Source organism: Aeromonas sp. s12 (assembly GCF_040907925.1).
Taxonomy (GTDB): Bacteria; Pseudomonadota; Gammaproteobacteria; order Enterobacterales; family Aeromonadaceae; genus Aeromonas; species Aeromonas veronii.
Genome location: NZ_JBFOCT010000034.1, coordinates 76,894 through 90,881 on the forward strand (window position 1 = coordinate 76,894; position 13,988 = coordinate 90,881).

Below are 13,988 nucleotides of genomic sequence, written 5' to 3' on the forward strand. Positions count from 1 at the left end.
AATATTTACTTTAGCTGTTTAGTAGCTGACGGTAGTAATCCCACTGGAAACTGGCTCCGGGATCCGTCTTGCGCCCTGGCGCGATGTCGCAATGGCCGACAATTTTTTCGTGGGTGATGGCCGGATAGCGTTCCGAGATGGCTCGGGTGAGCCCCGCCAGCGCCCGGTACTGGGCCTCGGTATAGGGGGTCTCGTCGGTCCCTTCCAGCTCGATACCGATGGAGAAGTCATTGCATGCCTCCCTTCCCTGCCAACTCGATACTCCCGCATGCCAGGCACGCTCGCCGAACGGCACATACTGCACCAGCTCGCCATCACGGCGGATCAGGCAGTGGGCCGAGACCCGCAACTGATGAATACCGGCAAAATAGGGGTGAGCATCGGGGTCGAGCCGCCCCATAAAGAGATCATCGATAAAGGGGCCACCAAACTCCCCCGGCGGCAGGCTGATGCCATGCACCACCAGCAGGGAGATATCATCCGGCGCAGCCCGTTCGTTGTGATGGGGAGAAGGCACCCGGCGCGCCTGCTGGCACCAGCCAGCGGCATCGATAGAGAAACAAGGTTGCGAAGCGAGTTGAGTCATCGGCTACTCGAGTTGGCTGATAAATGGCGAGAACACGAAGATACCTGATAGGCAACCCGACACCAACTCACTGAATCAAAGGGAAATGGTATGTTAGGCTGAGTCATCTTCCGCTCGATATGGATGGGGTATGCAGCACACGGCACGCTGGATGTGGTTACTGGCCTGGCTCTCTCTGATGGGCCTGCTGACCCTCTATTTTCACTCCCGCAACCAACCAAGCGTCACCGCCAGCGGCGAGCTGCTGCTACGGGCCGACCAGAGCGGCCACTATCGTCTGGAGGGTGCCATCAACGGCCAGCCGGTGCAACTGCTGCTCGATACCGGCGCCACCCGCATCACCATCCCGCAGCAGGTTGCCGAGCGGCTCGGCCTCACTGCCCGTGGCAGCAGCCAGGTCAATACGGCAGCAGGGCCGATCCGGGTCGGCAACGGCACCATCGAAACGCTGGCGATGGGGCCATTGACCTTGTACGATCTGGCCATCTTTATCAATCCGGCGGCAGACGGTGACGAAGTGCTGGTTGGCATGAACGCCCTCGGTCGGCTGGAGCTGGTTCAAAAGGAGCGGCAACTGCTGCTCAGACCCTTGCAGGAATAAGGCATGTTTCAACAGGATGTCAGCCGCGCCGTGCGCGCCGCACTACTCGAAGATCTGGGCGATGCCCTCACCACACTGGACCAACCGGACGCCAGCGCCGATATCACCGCCCAGCTGATCCCGGCCGACCGGATGGCCAGCGCCCGGGTGATCACCCGGGAAGCCGGTGTATTCTGCGGCCAGCCCTGGGTGGACGAGGTGTTCGTACAACTCGGCGGCGACGTGAAGGTGGAGTGGAAGGTGCAGGATGGGGAGGAGCTCTCCCCCAATCAGGAGCTGTTCCGCCTCCATGGCCCGGCCCGCCTGCTGCTGACCGGCGAGCGCAATGCGCTGAACTTTGTCCAGACCCTCTCCGGCGTCGCCACCCTCACCGCCCGCTACGTGGCTGAGCTGGAGGGCACCGACTGCCGCCTGCTCGACACCCGCAAGACCATCCCGGGGCTGCGCACCGCCCAGAAGTACGCGGTCACCTGTGGCGGCGGCAAGAATCATCGCATCGGCCTCCATGACGCCTATCTCATCAAGGAGAACCATATCCTCGCCTGCGGCGGCATTGCCGAGGCGATTAGCGAGGCTCGTCGGCTCAATCCGGGCAAACCGGTGGAGGTGGAGGTCGAGACGCTGGCGGAGCTGGAGCAGGCGCTGGTGGCAAAGGCCGACATCGTGATGCTGGACAACTTCGACGTGGCCATGATGCGGGAAGCGGTCGCCATCAATCAGGGCCGCGCCAAGCTGGAGGTCTCCGGCAATGTGACGCTGGATACCCTGGCCGAATTTGCCGCCACCGGTGTCGACTTTATCTCGGTGGGGGCGCTGACCAAGCATGTGCGGGCGCTCGATCTCTCCATGCGCTTTATCCAGCCATGAGACGCCCTCCACAGGCGTGAGCAAATACGCGATCTAACCGGATAAACAACTTGCAAAAGGCGCCATTGGCGCCTTTTCTTTAAGCAGGATCCCTCGGCAAAAGGAGTGTAAAGACGGACCCGAACCCAGCCACAAAAAGAGTCATAAGAGGCCACTTCTTTTATGACGCGTATCAAGTTTTTGCTAAATGACAGAGGTGTGGTTAACAAAACAGACAATCTCTGTTGCCACCCCGGTCAGCTCGGATAAGATACTGACGTGCGGATGATTTTCCACCGGCACTTCCCAGGAACCAAGGATAAAAGGATATTTTCCATGAACAGCAAAATGAAGAAACAGTCGGGTTTTACCCTTATTGAATTGATGATCGTGGTCGCGATCGTGGCCATTCTGGCCGCCGTCGCGCTGCCGGCGTATCAGAACTATACAAAAAAAGCTCGTTTCTCTGAAGTAATTGCTGCTACTAGCGGAGTAAAAACCGCAGTAGAGCTTTGCTATCAGAATCTCAGTGATTTAACGGTATGCGATGGAGGCAACAATGGTATTGCTGCCGATATAGCTAGTAACGTTTCCGCTAATACAGCATCGTTGAAAGTCGAAAATGGAATAATTACTGCGACCGCTGTGGGTGGCACCACAGCAGTAAATGGTCTGAATGGAGAAACTTATATACTGACTCCAACAGCAGCCAACAATAAACTCACATGGGCTGTCACTGGCACGTGTACTAATGCTCCCGCACTTTGCTAACGCATGACCTCTAGCCCTAATAGCGGCCTGGCGTTAAGCCTGGCCGCCTCTTCACTCATTAGTGAAGAGGACTCCCAGCGCTATCTGAGCCAGGCCAAGGCCCAGCGCAAACCCTTTGTGACCTTTCTGATAGAAAACGACATCCTCGACAGCAAGGCGCTGGCCGATTTTTGCGAGCTGGAGTATGGGGTACCTCTGCTGGATCTTGCCGCCTTCGATTTGGCCGAGATCCCGCAGAAGTACCTCAATCAGAAGCTGATTGAGAAACACCATGTGCTGCCCATCTATACCCAGGGCCACACGCTTTATATCGCCATGTCGGATCCGACCAATGTGTCGGCACTGGAGGATTTCGGCTTCAGCTTCGGGCTCCATACCGAGGCGCTGCTGGTGGAGGAGAACAAGCTCACCGCCGCCATCGGCAAGCTGCTGGAGAGCGAAAACGACGCCCTCGGCATGGAGGATATCGACGAGGCCGAGATCTCCGACCTGGAGGTAAGCGACGAGAGCAGCCGGCTCGACGAGAGCGTCAATACCACCGATGACGACGCCCCCATCGTCAAGTACATCAACAAGATCCTGATGGATGCCATAAAGCGCGGCGCCTCCGACCTGCACTTCGAGCCCTATGAATTCAAATATCGGGTGCGCTTTCGCATCGACGGCATTTTGCACGAAATCGCCACCCCGCCGGTCAATCTGGCCAACCGCTTCTCTGCCCGCCTCAAGGTCATGGCGCGGCTCGATATTGCCGAGCGGCGGCTGCCACAGGATGGCCGCATCAAGCTGAAGCTGTCGCGCAACAAGTCGATGGATATGCGGGTCAACACCCTGCCCACCATGTGGGGGGAGAAGATCGTGATCCGTCTGCTCGACTCCTCGGCGGCCCGCCTCAATATCGAGCAGCTTGGCTTCGACGACCGCCAGAAGGCGCAGTACCTGCGCGCCCTCTCGAAACCGCAGGGGATGATCCTGGTCACCGGCCCCACCGGCTCGGGCAAGACGGTCTCGCTCTACACCGGCCTCAATATTCTCAACACCACCGAGGTGAACATCTCCACTGCCGAAGATCCGGTGGAGATCAACCTGCCCGGCGTCAATCAGGTGCAGGTCAACCCCAAGGCGGGGCTCACCTTTGCCAGCGCCCTGCGATCCTTCTTGCGGCAAGACCCGGATGTGGTGATGGTGGGGGAAATTCGCGATCTCGAAACCGCCGAGATCGCCATCAAGGCGGCCCAGACCGGCCACCTGGTGCTCTCGACCCTGCACACCAACTCCGCCGCCGAGACCCTGACCCGGATGATGAACATGGGGGTGCCCGCCTTCAATATCGCCTCTTCGGTGACCCTGATCATGGCCCAGCGGCTGGCCCGCAAGCTGTGCGAGCACTGCAAGGCGCCGGAAGTGGTGCCGGAAGCCGAACTGCTGGAGCTGGGCTTTACACCACAGCAGTTGGCGGCTGGGCTTCGACTGTTCAAACCGGTGGGGTGCAAGGAGTGTTCCGGCGGCTACAAGGGGCGGGTCGGCATCTACGAAATCATGCTAATGTCGGAAAATATCGCAAAATTGATCATGCAGGGGGCCAACTCCCTGCAAATTGCGGCGATTGCCCAGAAAGAGGGGATGCGCACCCTGCGCACCTCGGGACTGGAGAAAGCACGCCTCGGCGTCACCAGCCTGGCCGAGGTCAACCGGGTCACCACCAACTGATCCGTGTGCGGAACGACCCGCCGATTTGGTTGGCAGAGCGAATTCGTTGTTCACGAATACGGAACGGATGATTGTCCGGCCAACAGAGTAATCAGATATTCAAGTGACCGGGTTGGCGCCAAGAAGGCACCACCCACCCTATCAGTACCCCGCCGGCATCAAGCCAGTCGGGCACCTTGACCAGGTTGGTGACGTGCAGAGTCCGACTCTGACAACTAACCCCATTGCAGGATGCAAAGATGGCAACCCTAACGAAAAAGAACAATGCCCCCAAGAAAGTCTTCGCCTTCCGCTGGCACGGGGTTAATCGCAAGGGGCAGAAGGTCTCCGGCGAGCTGCAGGCTGACAGCATCAACACCGTCAAGACCGAACTGCGCAAGCAGGGGGTCAACGTCACCAAGGTAGCCAAGAAATCCCAGGGGCTCTTCTCCAAGGGTGGCGCCAAGATCAAACCGATGGATATCGCCATCGTCTCCCGCCAGATCACCACCATGCTCTCCGCCGGCGTACCACTGGTACAGAGTCTGCAGATCATCGCCCGCAGCCACGAGAAAGCTGCCATGCGCGAACTGATGGGGGAGATTGCCGCAGATGTCGAAACCGGCACCCCCATGTCGGAGGCGTTGCGCCGCCACCCCCGCCATTTTGACGATCTCTACTGCGATCTGGTGGAGGCTGGAGAACAATCCGGTGCGCTGGAGACCATCTACGACCGTATCGCCACCTATCGGGAAAAGTCGGAAGCGCTCAAGTCGAAGATCAAGAAGGCAATGTTCTATCCCACCATGGTTATTCTGGTGGCCATCGTGGTGACTTCCATCCTGCTGCTGTTCGTCATCCCCCAGTTCGAGGATATCTTCAAGAGCTTCGGTGCCGAGCTGCCGGTGTTCACCCAGTTTGTTATCGGCATCTCCCGCTTTATGCAGAACTGGTGGTATGTCTTCTTTGGTGGCACGGCCCTTGGCATCTTCCTTTACGTGCGGGCTTGGCGGGCCTCCCAGAAGGTGAAAGACAATACCGACAAGTTCGTCCTGACCATTCCGGTGGTCGGGATGATCCTGCACAAGGCGGCCATGGCTCGCTTTGCCCGCACCCTGTCGACCACCTTCTCCGCCGGTATCCCGCTGGTAGATGCGCTGATTTCGGCGGCTGGGGCCTCTGGTAACTATGTCTATCGCACCGCGGTCATGGCGATCCGCAACGAGGTGGTGGCCGGTATGCAGATCAACGTGGCGATGCGCACCGTCGATCTCTTCCCCGACATGGTGATCCAGATGGTGATGATCGGTGAGGAGTCCGGCGCCATCGATGATATGCTCTCCAAGGTCGCCACCATCTTCGAACAGGAGGTGGATGATCTGGTCGATGGCCTCACCAGCCTGCTGGAACCCCTCATCATGGTGGTGCTCGGGGTGCTGGTCGGCGGTATGGTTATTGCCATGTACCTGCCCATCTTCAAGCTTGGCGACGTGGTAGGCTGATTCATCAGGGCATGGCTCCACAACCATGCCCTCCCCCTCATTTTATGACTGACGGTTGGTTATGACACTTCTTCTCGAGCTGGCTCACAGCTTGCCCTGGCTCTATTTTTCGCTGGTTTTTCTTTTCTCCCTGATGATCGGCAGCTTCCTTAACGTAGTGATCCACCGCTTGCCCATTATGCTGGAGCGGGAGTGGCAGGCCGAGTATCGCGGCTACTTTTCCACCGATGAGGAGGCCACTGCGCCAGAGCGCTACAACCTGATGGTCCCCCGCTCCGCATGTCCTCACTGTGGCCACGCCATCACTGCGCTGGAGAACATCCCGCTGTTGAGCTGGCTCTGGCTCAAAGGGCGTTGCCGCGACTGTCAGGCCCCCATCTCGGCCCGCTATCCGCTGGTAGAGCTGCTTACCGCCCTGCTCTCGCTCGCCGTAGCAATGGTCATAACCCCGGGCTGGGGGACGCTGGCCGCCCTATTGCTGACCTGGGTGCTGGTCGCCCTTACCTTCATCGATCTCGACAAAATGTTGCTGCCCGACCAGCTCACCCTGCCACTGCTGTGGGGCGGGCTGCTGTTCAATCTGGCAAGTGGCTTCGTCCCCTTGGCTGATGCAGTGAGCGGCGCCATGGCGGGCTATCTGGTGCTCTGGAGCCTCTACTGGGCTTTCAAGCTGCTAACCGGCAAGGAGGGGATGGGCTATGGCGACTTCAAGCTGCTAGCGGCGCTGGGCGCCTGGCTCGGTTGGCAGGCGCTGCCCATAATTCTGCTGCTCTCATCTCTGGTCGGCGCCGTGATCGGCATCAGCCTGATCGCCTTGCAAAAACATCATCAGGGCAAGCCCATCCCCTTCGGCCCCTACCTCGCCATCGCGGGCTGGATCGCCCTGCTATGGGGCGATACCATCACCCGCTGGTATCTCTCTACCCTGCTTTGAGCAAGAGGCCCCCATGTATGTAGTTGCTATCACAGGTGGTATCGGCAGCGGCAAGACCACTATCGCCAATCAGTTTGCCGCGCTGGGTATCGAGGTGGTGGATGCCGATGTGATCGCCCGTGAGGTCGTAGAGCCGGGCACCCCGGCCTTTGCCGCCATCGCCGACCATTTTGGCCCTGATGTGATTGAACCTAGCGGTCAACTCGACCGTCGCGCCCTGCGTGAGCGGGTTTTCAGCGACCAGCAAGCCAAAGAGTGGCTCAATGCCCTGCTCCATCCGCTCATTCGCAGTGAAATGCTGCGTCAGTGTGCCGCGGCCAGTTCTCCTTACTGCCTACTGGTGGTGCCGCTGCTGGTGGAGAACAAACTCACCGGCCTCGCCAACCGTGTGTTGGTGGTCGATGTGGATGAAGCCACCCAGATAGAGCGCACCTGTCGCCGTGATGGGGTATCGGCCGAGCAAGCCCGGGCCATCATCGCCGCTCAGGCGAGCCGGTCGGAACGTCTCGCGGCGGCGGATGATGTCATCGAAAACCACAATGGCAGCGAAATGGCGATTAAAACGCGGATTTTGGCGCTGCACGAGACATATCTGGCAATTGCCTCTCAACAAGGCCGCCAAGTGTGAGTACACTAGGCCGGTTTATGGCTGGCCAGGATTAGGCATGATTTACGATTTCCCCCTCAATGAAAAAAGCCGGACCTATCTTCGTCTGGAGTCCCTGTTTTCCCAGATCCGCGACAATCTGGAGAGTGAACAATCCTGGGCACATATCGCCTTCTTCAAGGGGCTGTTCGATCTGCAGGAGTTGCTGGAGCGTGGTGACCTGCGCGCCGACCTCATCAAGGATCTGGAGCGTCTCGGCCAGCGTCTGAGCCACTGGGCCAGCCTGCCCGACGTCGATCTGGAGCAGATCAAACTGATGCAGCAAGAGAGCAGCCAGCTCTCCCGCAACCTGCTCAATTCGCCACGCCCGGGTGCCCGCCTGAAAGAGGATCGTCTGCTCGGCTCCATTCGCCAGCGTTTCTCCATCCCCGGTGGCCTGTGTGCCTTCGATGTGCCGCAGCTGCACCACTGGCTCGGTACCCCGGCCATCACCCGTCACCAGCAGATGCAGGGCTGGCTGAGCGATATCAACCTGCTGATGAATGCCATCACTCTGCTGCTGCGCCTGTGGCGTGAATCAGGCAGCTTCAGCGAGCAGGTTGCCAGCAACGGTTTCTTCCAGGACACCGCCGAGAGCGCCGAGCTGATCCGCATCAAGCTGCCGGGCAATCTGTTCTGCTACCCGACCCTGAGCGGCCACAAGAACCGCTTCGCCCTGCGCTTTCTGCCCACCGCAGAACAGCCGATTGGCGACGTGCCGTTCCAGCTCGCCTGCTGCTAAGGAGCGCTTATGGTCACCAAGGTAAAGTGCCCGACCTGTCAGAGCGAAGTGGAGTGGGGCCCGCAGAGTCCGTTCCGCCCCTTCTGCAGCAAGCGCTGCCAGCTGATCGATCTCGGCGAATGGGCCGATGAAGAGAAGCGCATCCCGGGGGAGATCAACCCGGATCTGCTGCCGGAGCCGGAAGAGGGCGATCAGTGGCTATAAGCCCTTGGTCACTCACCTCCGCAATATGAAAAAAGGGCCGATTGGCCCTTTTTTCATACTTGTTGATTGCTACCGGCTCACGCCAGCAGACCCTGTAGCCGCGCTACAATCGGGCCATTGGCATCGGGGAAGTGGTAGTTGTGCAGCTCGGCCACCGGCACCCACAGACACTCCTGCCCCTCTTTGCCGAACGGCTCACCGCTGAAACGGGTCACCTTCCAGATATCCAGCAATACCTGCTTCTCGGGGTAGTCGTGCTGCAGTTCCATGAAGGGGGCACAATCCAATACCCGGATGCCGATCTCTTCCCACAGCTCCCGATCCAGTGCGGTGAGCAGATCCTCGCCCGACTCCACCTTGCCACCGGGAAACTCCCAGCGATCCCCCTGATGGCGATCGGAGGAGCGTCGGGCGATGAAGATATCGCCCCGTTCATTCTCGATGACGCCAACCGCCACCCAGATCCGTTTTTTCTGTTCCATCTTGCTACCTTTACACGCGATACATGACCGGGCCGTTCGATGCGCCCAACCTCTGGCTGGGTGAAGGACCGATAATGCCTGATATCCGATAATCCTTTGCAAAGTGGCGCCACTACTGTGACTTCGCCATCTTCTGACAAAAACAAGGCGGGCACTTGGCCCGCCTGTTATGGCATAGCGTCGATCAGGTCAACTGACCGTGGCAGTGCTTGTACTTCTTGCCGGAGCCGCACGGGCAGGGATCGTTTCGACCGACCTTCTGCTCGTCGCGTACGAAGGTGGTGTGACCCTCTTCGCCTGCAGCCTGTTCATCGGCCAGCTGGCTCTCGGCAGCGGCGTGGGTATAGGTACGGGGAGCGGCTTCCGCCTGCTGGCGTTGCTGCTCTTCCATCGCTTCCACATCGCGCTCCTGCACCTGAACACGGCTCAGGATGCTGACCACGTCGCGCTTGAGGGTTTCCAGCATCTGGGTGAACAGATCAAAGGATTCGCGCTTGTACTCCTGCTTGGGGTTCTTCTGGGCGTAGCCGCGCAGATGGATGCCCTGACGCAGGTGATCCATGGCGGCCAGATGCTCTTTCCACAGACCATCCAGGGTTTGCAGCATCACCGCTTTCTCGAAGTTGCGCAGCACCTCTTTGCCGACCAGCTCTTCCTTGTGGGCATAGAGCTTGGTGGCTTCGTCCAGAATGCGCTCGCGCAGCTTCTCTTCATACAGCTTGTCATCTTCCGCCAGCCACTGCTGCAGCGGCAGATCCAGCGCAAAGTCCGCCTTCAGGCGTGCTTCCAGACCCGGCACGTCCCACATCTCTTCCAGAGACTGGGGCGGGATGTATTCGTCGATCACCGCGCCGTAGACGTCGTCACGGATAACGTGGATGGTCTCGGAGATGTCGTTGGTATCCAGCAGCTCATTGCGCTGCTCGTAGACCACCTTGCGCTGGTCGTTGGCAACGTCATCAAACTCCAGCAAGCTCTTGCGGATGTCGAAGTTGCGACCTTCCACCTTGCGCTGGGCGTTTTCGATCGCCTTGGTGACCCACGGGTGCTCGATGGCTTCGCCCTCTTCCATGCCCAGCTTCTTCATCATGCCGGTCACGCGATCGGAGGCGAAGATCCGCATCAGGGTATCTTCCATGGAGAGGTAAAAACGGGAGGAGCCCGGGTCACCCTGACGACCGGAACGGCCGCGCAGCTGGTTATCGATACGACGGGATTCGTGACGCTCGGTGCCGATAATGTGCAGACCACCGGCGGCCAGCACCGCATCGTGACGCACCTGCCAGGCGGCTTTCAGCTCGGCAATCTGCTCGCTGGTCGGGTTCTCCAGCTTGGCAATCTCTGCCTGCCAGTTGCCGCCCAACACGATGTCGGTACCACGACCGGCCATGTTGGTCGCGATGGTGACCGCACCAGTCTGACCTGCCTGGGCAACGATCTCCGCTTCCATGGCGTGGAACTTGGCGTTCAGCACCTTGTGCGGGATCTTCTCCTTGGTCAGGATGCCGGAGAGCAGCTCGGAGTTCTCGATAGAGACGGTACCAACCAGTACAGGCTGGCCCTTGGCCACACACTGACGGATATCTTCGATGATGGCGGCATACTTCTCATTGGCGGTCAGGTAGACCAGATCGCCCATGTCCTTGCGCACCATCGGCTTGTTGGTCGGGATAACCACGGTATCCAGGCCATAAATCTGCTGGAATTCAAAGGCTTCGGTATCCGCAGTCCCTGTCATCCCCGCCAGCTTGTTGTAGAGACGGAAGTAGTTCTGGAAGGTGATGGATGCCAGCGTCTGGTTCTCGTTCTGGATCTTCACCCCTTCCTTCGCTTCAACGGCCTGATGCAGACCATCGGACCAGCGACGACCCGGCATGGTACGACCGGTGTGCTCGTCGACGATGACGATCTCGTCTTTCTGGACGATGTAGTCCACGTTGCGCTCGAACAGGGTGTGAGCACGCAGACCGGCATTGACGTGGTGCAGCAGGCTGATGTTGGAGGCGGAGAACAGGGAGTCGTTCTCGTCCAGCAGCCCCTCTTTCTTGAGCAGCTCTTCCACGAAGATCTGACCGTTTTCGGTCAGCAGGGCCTGACGGTTCTTCTCGTCCACCGTGTAGTGACCGTCGCCGGTGTACTCTTCGGTGTCTTCCTTGTCCTGCTTGACCAGCAGCGGGATCAGCTTGTTGACGCGAATATAGAGCTCTGAGCTATCTTCGGCCGGACCGGAGATGATGAGCGGAGTCCGGGCCTCATCGATAAGCACCGAGTCCACCTCATCCACCAGCGCGTAGTTGAGCGGGCGCTGTACGCGCTGCTCTGGCGAGAACGCCATGTTGTCGCGCAGGTAGTCGAAACCGAATTCGTTGTTGGTACCGTAGGTGATGTCGGCGGCATAGGCGTCACGCTTCTGGGACGCATCCATACCGGGCACGTTGCAATCGACTGTCATGCCGAGGAAGGCAAACAGCGGGCGGTTCGCCTCAGCGTCACGTTTGGCCAGATAGTCGTTCACCGTTACCACGTGCACACCACGGCCACTCAGGGCGTTCAGGTAAGCTGGCAGAGTCGCAGTAAGAGTCTTACCTTCACCGGTTTTCATTTCCGCGATGCGGTTGGAGTTCAGCACCATGCCGCCGATCAGCTGCACGTCGAAGTGACGCATGCCGAACACCCGCTTGGAGGCTTCACGCACGGTCGCGAACGCTTCTGGCAGCAACTGCTCCAGGGTCTCACCCTGCTCGATACGCTGACGATATTCAGCCGTTTTGGCCTGCAACTCGGCATCGGAGAGAGCCTCGAACTGCGGCTCCATGGCATTGATCTGTTTTACAATTTTGCGCAAAGCCTTGAGCGTTCTGTCGTTCCGGCTGCCGATAATCTTGGTAAGCAGTGTGCTAATCATGGGTACCAACTATTTCTGGTTATAAAAGCGTTCCGTCACTGGAACCTGAAGAAAAAAACCTAACCCCGTCTGGCACTGAGAAAGCGTGCGGGGTTGACCTGACGACCATCTTTCAACACTTCGTAATGCAGATGGACCCCAGTCGCGCGACCGGTGCGTCCCATCAAGGCAATCTTCTGACCCTGATCAACCAGGGTGCCCACCTCAACCAGCAACTTGGAGTTGTGGGCATAGCGGGTGACCAGGCCATTGCCGTGATTAATCTCCACCATATTGCCAAATTCCGGATGACGGCCCGCCCAGCTGACAATGCCGGGCCCGGTGGCCAGAATCGGGGTTCCGGGTTTGCCACGGAAATCGACCCCTTTGTGCATCTTGGCACGCCCGTTGAACGGATCGACCCGTCCACCAAACCCGGACGAGACCCAAACTCGCTCCTGTTTGACTGGCGTGCCGGAAATAAAACCGGCATCGGTGATATGGTGATTCATGATGAAAGATTCAAGTACCGACAGCTGCTCTTCACGGCTGCTGAGCTGCTGGCTGAGGTGTTTCATCGAGGCTTGCAGCTCGTTGAGGCTCACTTCCAGCTCTTCATCATAAGAAGGGCCGCCCATGGGGGGCAGCTCTTTGAAATTGAACTCGTCGGGATCGAGATCGGCCTGCTCGGTCAATCGTTCGCCGAGGGCATTGAGACGGCCAAGCTGGCCCTGCATGGTGCCTACCTGAGCTGCCAGCATTGCCAACTGTTCACGGGCTTCATCGCCACTCTGGTCGACGGACTGTTGCTCGGCAACGGCAAGCGCCACTTCCAGCGCCTCCATTTTCTGGTGCCAGCTCTGCCAGAGCCAACCACCACCAAGGGCCAACAGGGAGAAGAGAATACCGCCGACCCAGGCCAGACGTTGTTTGGGCAGGTGCAACTTGCGTCGCTGCTTGCCGTGGAGGATCAGGGTAATGCTCATAGAAATCAGTCTGCTCGGTCAGGTGCGGCCAGGAGCCTGCACGGGAAATAAAACCGGGAGATAATCGGTATTAAAGGATGGAGTAAACAAATGACGGAACGTCGGTGCGGAGAGAGGACCGACGCTCCGTTGCACAGCTATCAGGCCAGAACCAGACCGTTATCGTAGTAAGCGATAGGCGCTTTGTCGCCCTCACCCTCGAAGGTCACCAGTTCCCAAGCCTCCTGCTCGGCCAGCAAGGCACGCAGCAGCTTGTTGTTCAGGGCGTGTCCGGTCTTGTAGGCACGGAACTCACCGATGATGCTGCGGTTACACATATAGAGGTCACCGATCGCATCCAGCATCTTGTGCTTGACGAACTCGTCCTCATAACGCAAACCGTCTTCGTTCAGCACCCGATAATCGTCCAGTACCACAGCGTTTTCCAGGCTTCCGCCCAGCGCCAGGTTCTGGGAACGCAGGTACTCGATATCACGCATGAACCCGAAGGTACGGGCACGGCTGATCTCTTTCACGAAGGAGGCACCGGAGAAGTCCAGTACGCAACGCTGATTGCGCCCTTCAAAGACCGGATGCTGGAAATCGATCTCGAGATCCATCTTGAAGCCGTTACGATAGGGGTGGAATTCCGCCCACTTGTCGCCGTCTTCAACCCGGATGCTCTTCTTGATCCGCACAAACTGCTTGGCAGCATTCTGCTCACGGATCCCGACTTCCTGCAGCAGGTAGATAAAGGGATGCGCACTGCCGTCCATCACCGGGATCTCGGGGGCGTCGACCTCAACATAGAGGTTGTCGATCCCCATCCCGGCCAGCGCGGCAGAGAGGTGCTCAATGGTAGAGACACGGACACCGGCTTCGTTGACCAGAGCGGTACAGAGCACGGTATCGCGCACCTGATCGGCATTGGCTGGCAGCTCCACCACAGGATTCAGGTCGGTACGCAAGTAAACGATCCCTGTGTTCACAGGCGCCGGACGGAACGTCATAGTGACTTTCCGGCCCGAATGCAGGCCGACACCAGTCGCCTGTACACTCGTTTTCAAGGTTCTTTGTCTAATCATGGGTGTACCCTAAACAGCTTAAAATCCGGACCAGATGGTCGTTGGCAGGCC

General features: G+C 58.8%; 14 protein-coding genes. 9 read left to right on the forward strand and 5 right to left on the reverse strand.

Going from position 1 to position 13,988, the window contains the following annotated elements; translation table 11 throughout:
• Positions 1-10 precede the first annotated feature (10 nt).
• Positions 11-586 carry a 1,6-anhydro-N-acetylmuramyl-L-alanine amidase AmpD gene (gene ampD / locus AB5Y67_RS16525; RefSeq protein WP_150389828.1) on the reverse strand — a complete coding sequence of 192 codons (576 nt, stop codon included), beginning with the start codon at positions 584-586 and terminating at the stop codon, positions 11-13.
• Positions 587-716: 130 nt separating this feature from the next.
• On the opposite strand from ampD, the gene AB5Y67_RS16530 reads away from it, so the two are divergent.
• The 9 genes from AB5Y67_RS16530 to yacG all read left to right on the forward strand — a co-directional run bounded on the left by AB5Y67_RS16530 (position 717) and on the right by yacG (position 8,521).
• Positions 717-1,187, forward strand: coding sequence for a TIGR02281 family clan AA aspartic protease (locus AB5Y67_RS16530; RefSeq protein WP_257686550.1), 471 nt, complete (start codon positions 717-719; stop codon positions 1,185-1,187).
• 3 nt (positions 1,188-1,190) lie between these two features.
• Positions 1,191-2,054 (forward strand): carboxylating nicotinate-nucleotide diphosphorylase, encoded by an 864-nt coding sequence (gene nadC / locus AB5Y67_RS16535; RefSeq protein ID WP_368208016.1) that lies wholly within the window; start codon positions 1,191-1,193, stop codon positions 2,052-2,054.
• 315 nt (positions 2,055-2,369) lie between these two features.
• Positions 2,370-2,804, forward strand: coding sequence for a type IVa pilus major pilin TapA (gene tapA, locus AB5Y67_RS16540; protein ID WP_368208017.1), 435 nt, complete (start codon positions 2,370-2,372; stop codon positions 2,802-2,804).
• Positions 2,805-2,807: 3 nt separating this feature from the next.
• Positions 2,808-4,514 (forward strand): PilB family type IVa pilus assembly ATPase TapB, encoded by a 1,707-nt coding sequence (gene tapB, locus AB5Y67_RS16545; RefSeq protein ID WP_368208019.1) that lies wholly within the window; start codon positions 2,808-2,810, stop codon positions 4,512-4,514.
• Positions 4,515-4,753: 239 nt separating this feature from the next.
• Positions 4,754-5,995, forward strand: coding sequence for a type II secretion system F family protein (locus tag AB5Y67_RS16550; RefSeq protein WP_201952890.1), 1,242 nt, complete (start codon positions 4,754-4,756; stop codon positions 5,993-5,995).
• A gap of 61 nt (positions 5,996-6,056) precedes the next feature.
• Entirely contained in the window at positions 6,057-6,929 is an 873-nt protein-coding gene (locus tag AB5Y67_RS16555; protein WP_368208021.1) for an A24 family peptidase, read from the forward strand.
• A gap of 13 nt (positions 6,930-6,942) precedes the next feature.
• Positions 6,943-7,557 (forward strand): dephospho-CoA kinase, encoded by a 615-nt coding sequence (coaE, locus tag AB5Y67_RS16560; protein ID WP_199427827.1) that lies wholly within the window; start codon positions 6,943-6,945, stop codon positions 7,555-7,557.
• 37 nt (positions 7,558-7,594) lie between these two features.
• Positions 7,595-8,317, forward strand: coding sequence for a cell division protein ZapD (gene zapD / locus AB5Y67_RS16565; protein ID WP_005336141.1), 723 nt, complete (start codon positions 7,595-7,597; stop codon positions 8,315-8,317).
• Between the two features lie 9 nt (positions 8,318-8,326).
• The gene (gene yacG / locus AB5Y67_RS16570) at positions 8,327-8,521 is read left to right on the forward strand and encodes a DNA gyrase inhibitor YacG (protein ID WP_005336142.1); all 195 of its coding nucleotides are present in this window, start codon (positions 8,327-8,329) and stop codon (positions 8,519-8,521) included.
• Positions 8,522-8,598: 77 nt separating this feature from the next.
• On the opposite strand, the gene mutT is transcribed toward yacG, so the two are convergent.
• The 4 genes from mutT to lpxC all read right to left on the reverse strand — a co-directional run bounded on the left by mutT (position 8,599) and on the right by lpxC (position 13,937).
• Positions 8,599-9,003, reverse strand: coding sequence for an 8-oxo-dGTP diphosphatase MutT (gene mutT / locus AB5Y67_RS16575; RefSeq protein WP_019444787.1), 405 nt, complete (start codon positions 9,001-9,003; stop codon positions 8,599-8,601).
• 184 nt (positions 9,004-9,187) lie between these two features.
• Positions 9,188-11,908: a preprotein translocase subunit SecA gene (secA, locus tag AB5Y67_RS16580; protein WP_005336144.1), complete on the reverse strand. Its 2,721-nt coding sequence runs from the start codon at positions 11,906-11,908 to the stop codon at positions 9,188-9,190.
• A gap of 59 nt (positions 11,909-11,967) precedes the next feature.
• Entirely contained in the window at positions 11,968-12,873 is a 906-nt protein-coding gene (locus tag AB5Y67_RS16585) for a M23 family metallopeptidase (RefSeq protein WP_005355107.1), read from the reverse strand.
• A 140-nt stretch (positions 12,874-13,013) separates the two neighbouring features.
• Entirely contained in the window at positions 13,014-13,937 is a 924-nt protein-coding gene (gene lpxC, locus AB5Y67_RS16590; RefSeq protein ID WP_005336146.1) for a UDP-3-O-acyl-N-acetylglucosamine deacetylase, read from the reverse strand.
• Between the last annotated feature and the right edge of the window lie 51 nt (positions 13,938-13,988).

Bases quoted from the DNA above. Each gene is read 5' to 3' on its own strand.
- tapA (WP_368208017.1), top strand. From the start codon at position 2,370: ATGAACAGCAAAATGAAGAAACAGTCGGGTTTTACCCTTATTGAATTG.
- mutT (WP_019444787.1), bottom strand. From the start codon at position 9,003: ATGGAACAGAAAAAACGGATCTGGGTGGCGGTTGGCGTCATCGAGAAT.
- zapD (WP_005336141.1), top strand. From the start codon at position 7,595: ATGATTTACGATTTCCCCCTCAATGAAAAAAGCCGGACCTATCTTCGT.
- tapB (WP_368208019.1), top strand. From the start codon at position 2,808: ATGACCTCTAGCCCTAATAGCGGCCTGGCGTTAAGCCTGGCCGCCTCT.
- AB5Y67_RS16530 (WP_257686550.1), top strand. From the start codon at position 717: ATGCAGCACACGGCACGCTGGATGTGGTTACTGGCCTGGCTCTCTCTG.
- yacG (WP_005336142.1), top strand. From the start codon at position 8,327: ATGGTCACCAAGGTAAAGTGCCCGACCTGTCAGAGCGAAGTGGAGTGG.
- lpxC (WP_005336146.1), bottom strand. From the start codon at position 13,937: ATGATTAGACAAAGAACCTTGAAAACGAGTGTACAGGCGACTGGTGTC.
- nadC (WP_368208016.1), top strand. From the start codon at position 1,191: ATGTTTCAACAGGATGTCAGCCGCGCCGTGCGCGCCGCACTACTCGAA.
- ampD (WP_150389828.1), bottom strand. From the start codon at position 586: ATGACTCAACTCGCTTCGCAACCTTGTTTCTCTATCGATGCCGCTGGC.
- AB5Y67_RS16550 (WP_201952890.1), top strand. From the start codon at position 4,754: ATGGCAACCCTAACGAAAAAGAACAATGCCCCCAAGAAAGTCTTCGCC.
- AB5Y67_RS16555 (WP_368208021.1), top strand. From the start codon at position 6,057: ATGACACTTCTTCTCGAGCTGGCTCACAGCTTGCCCTGGCTCTATTTT.
- secA (WP_005336144.1), bottom strand. From the start codon at position 11,908: ATGATTAGCACACTGCTTACCAAGATTATCGGCAGCCGGAACGACAGA.
- coaE (WP_199427827.1), top strand. From the start codon at position 6,943: ATGTATGTAGTTGCTATCACAGGTGGTATCGGCAGCGGCAAGACCACT.
- AB5Y67_RS16585 (WP_005355107.1), bottom strand. From the start codon at position 12,873: ATGAGCATTACCCTGATCCTCCACGGCAAGCAGCGACGCAAGTTGCAC.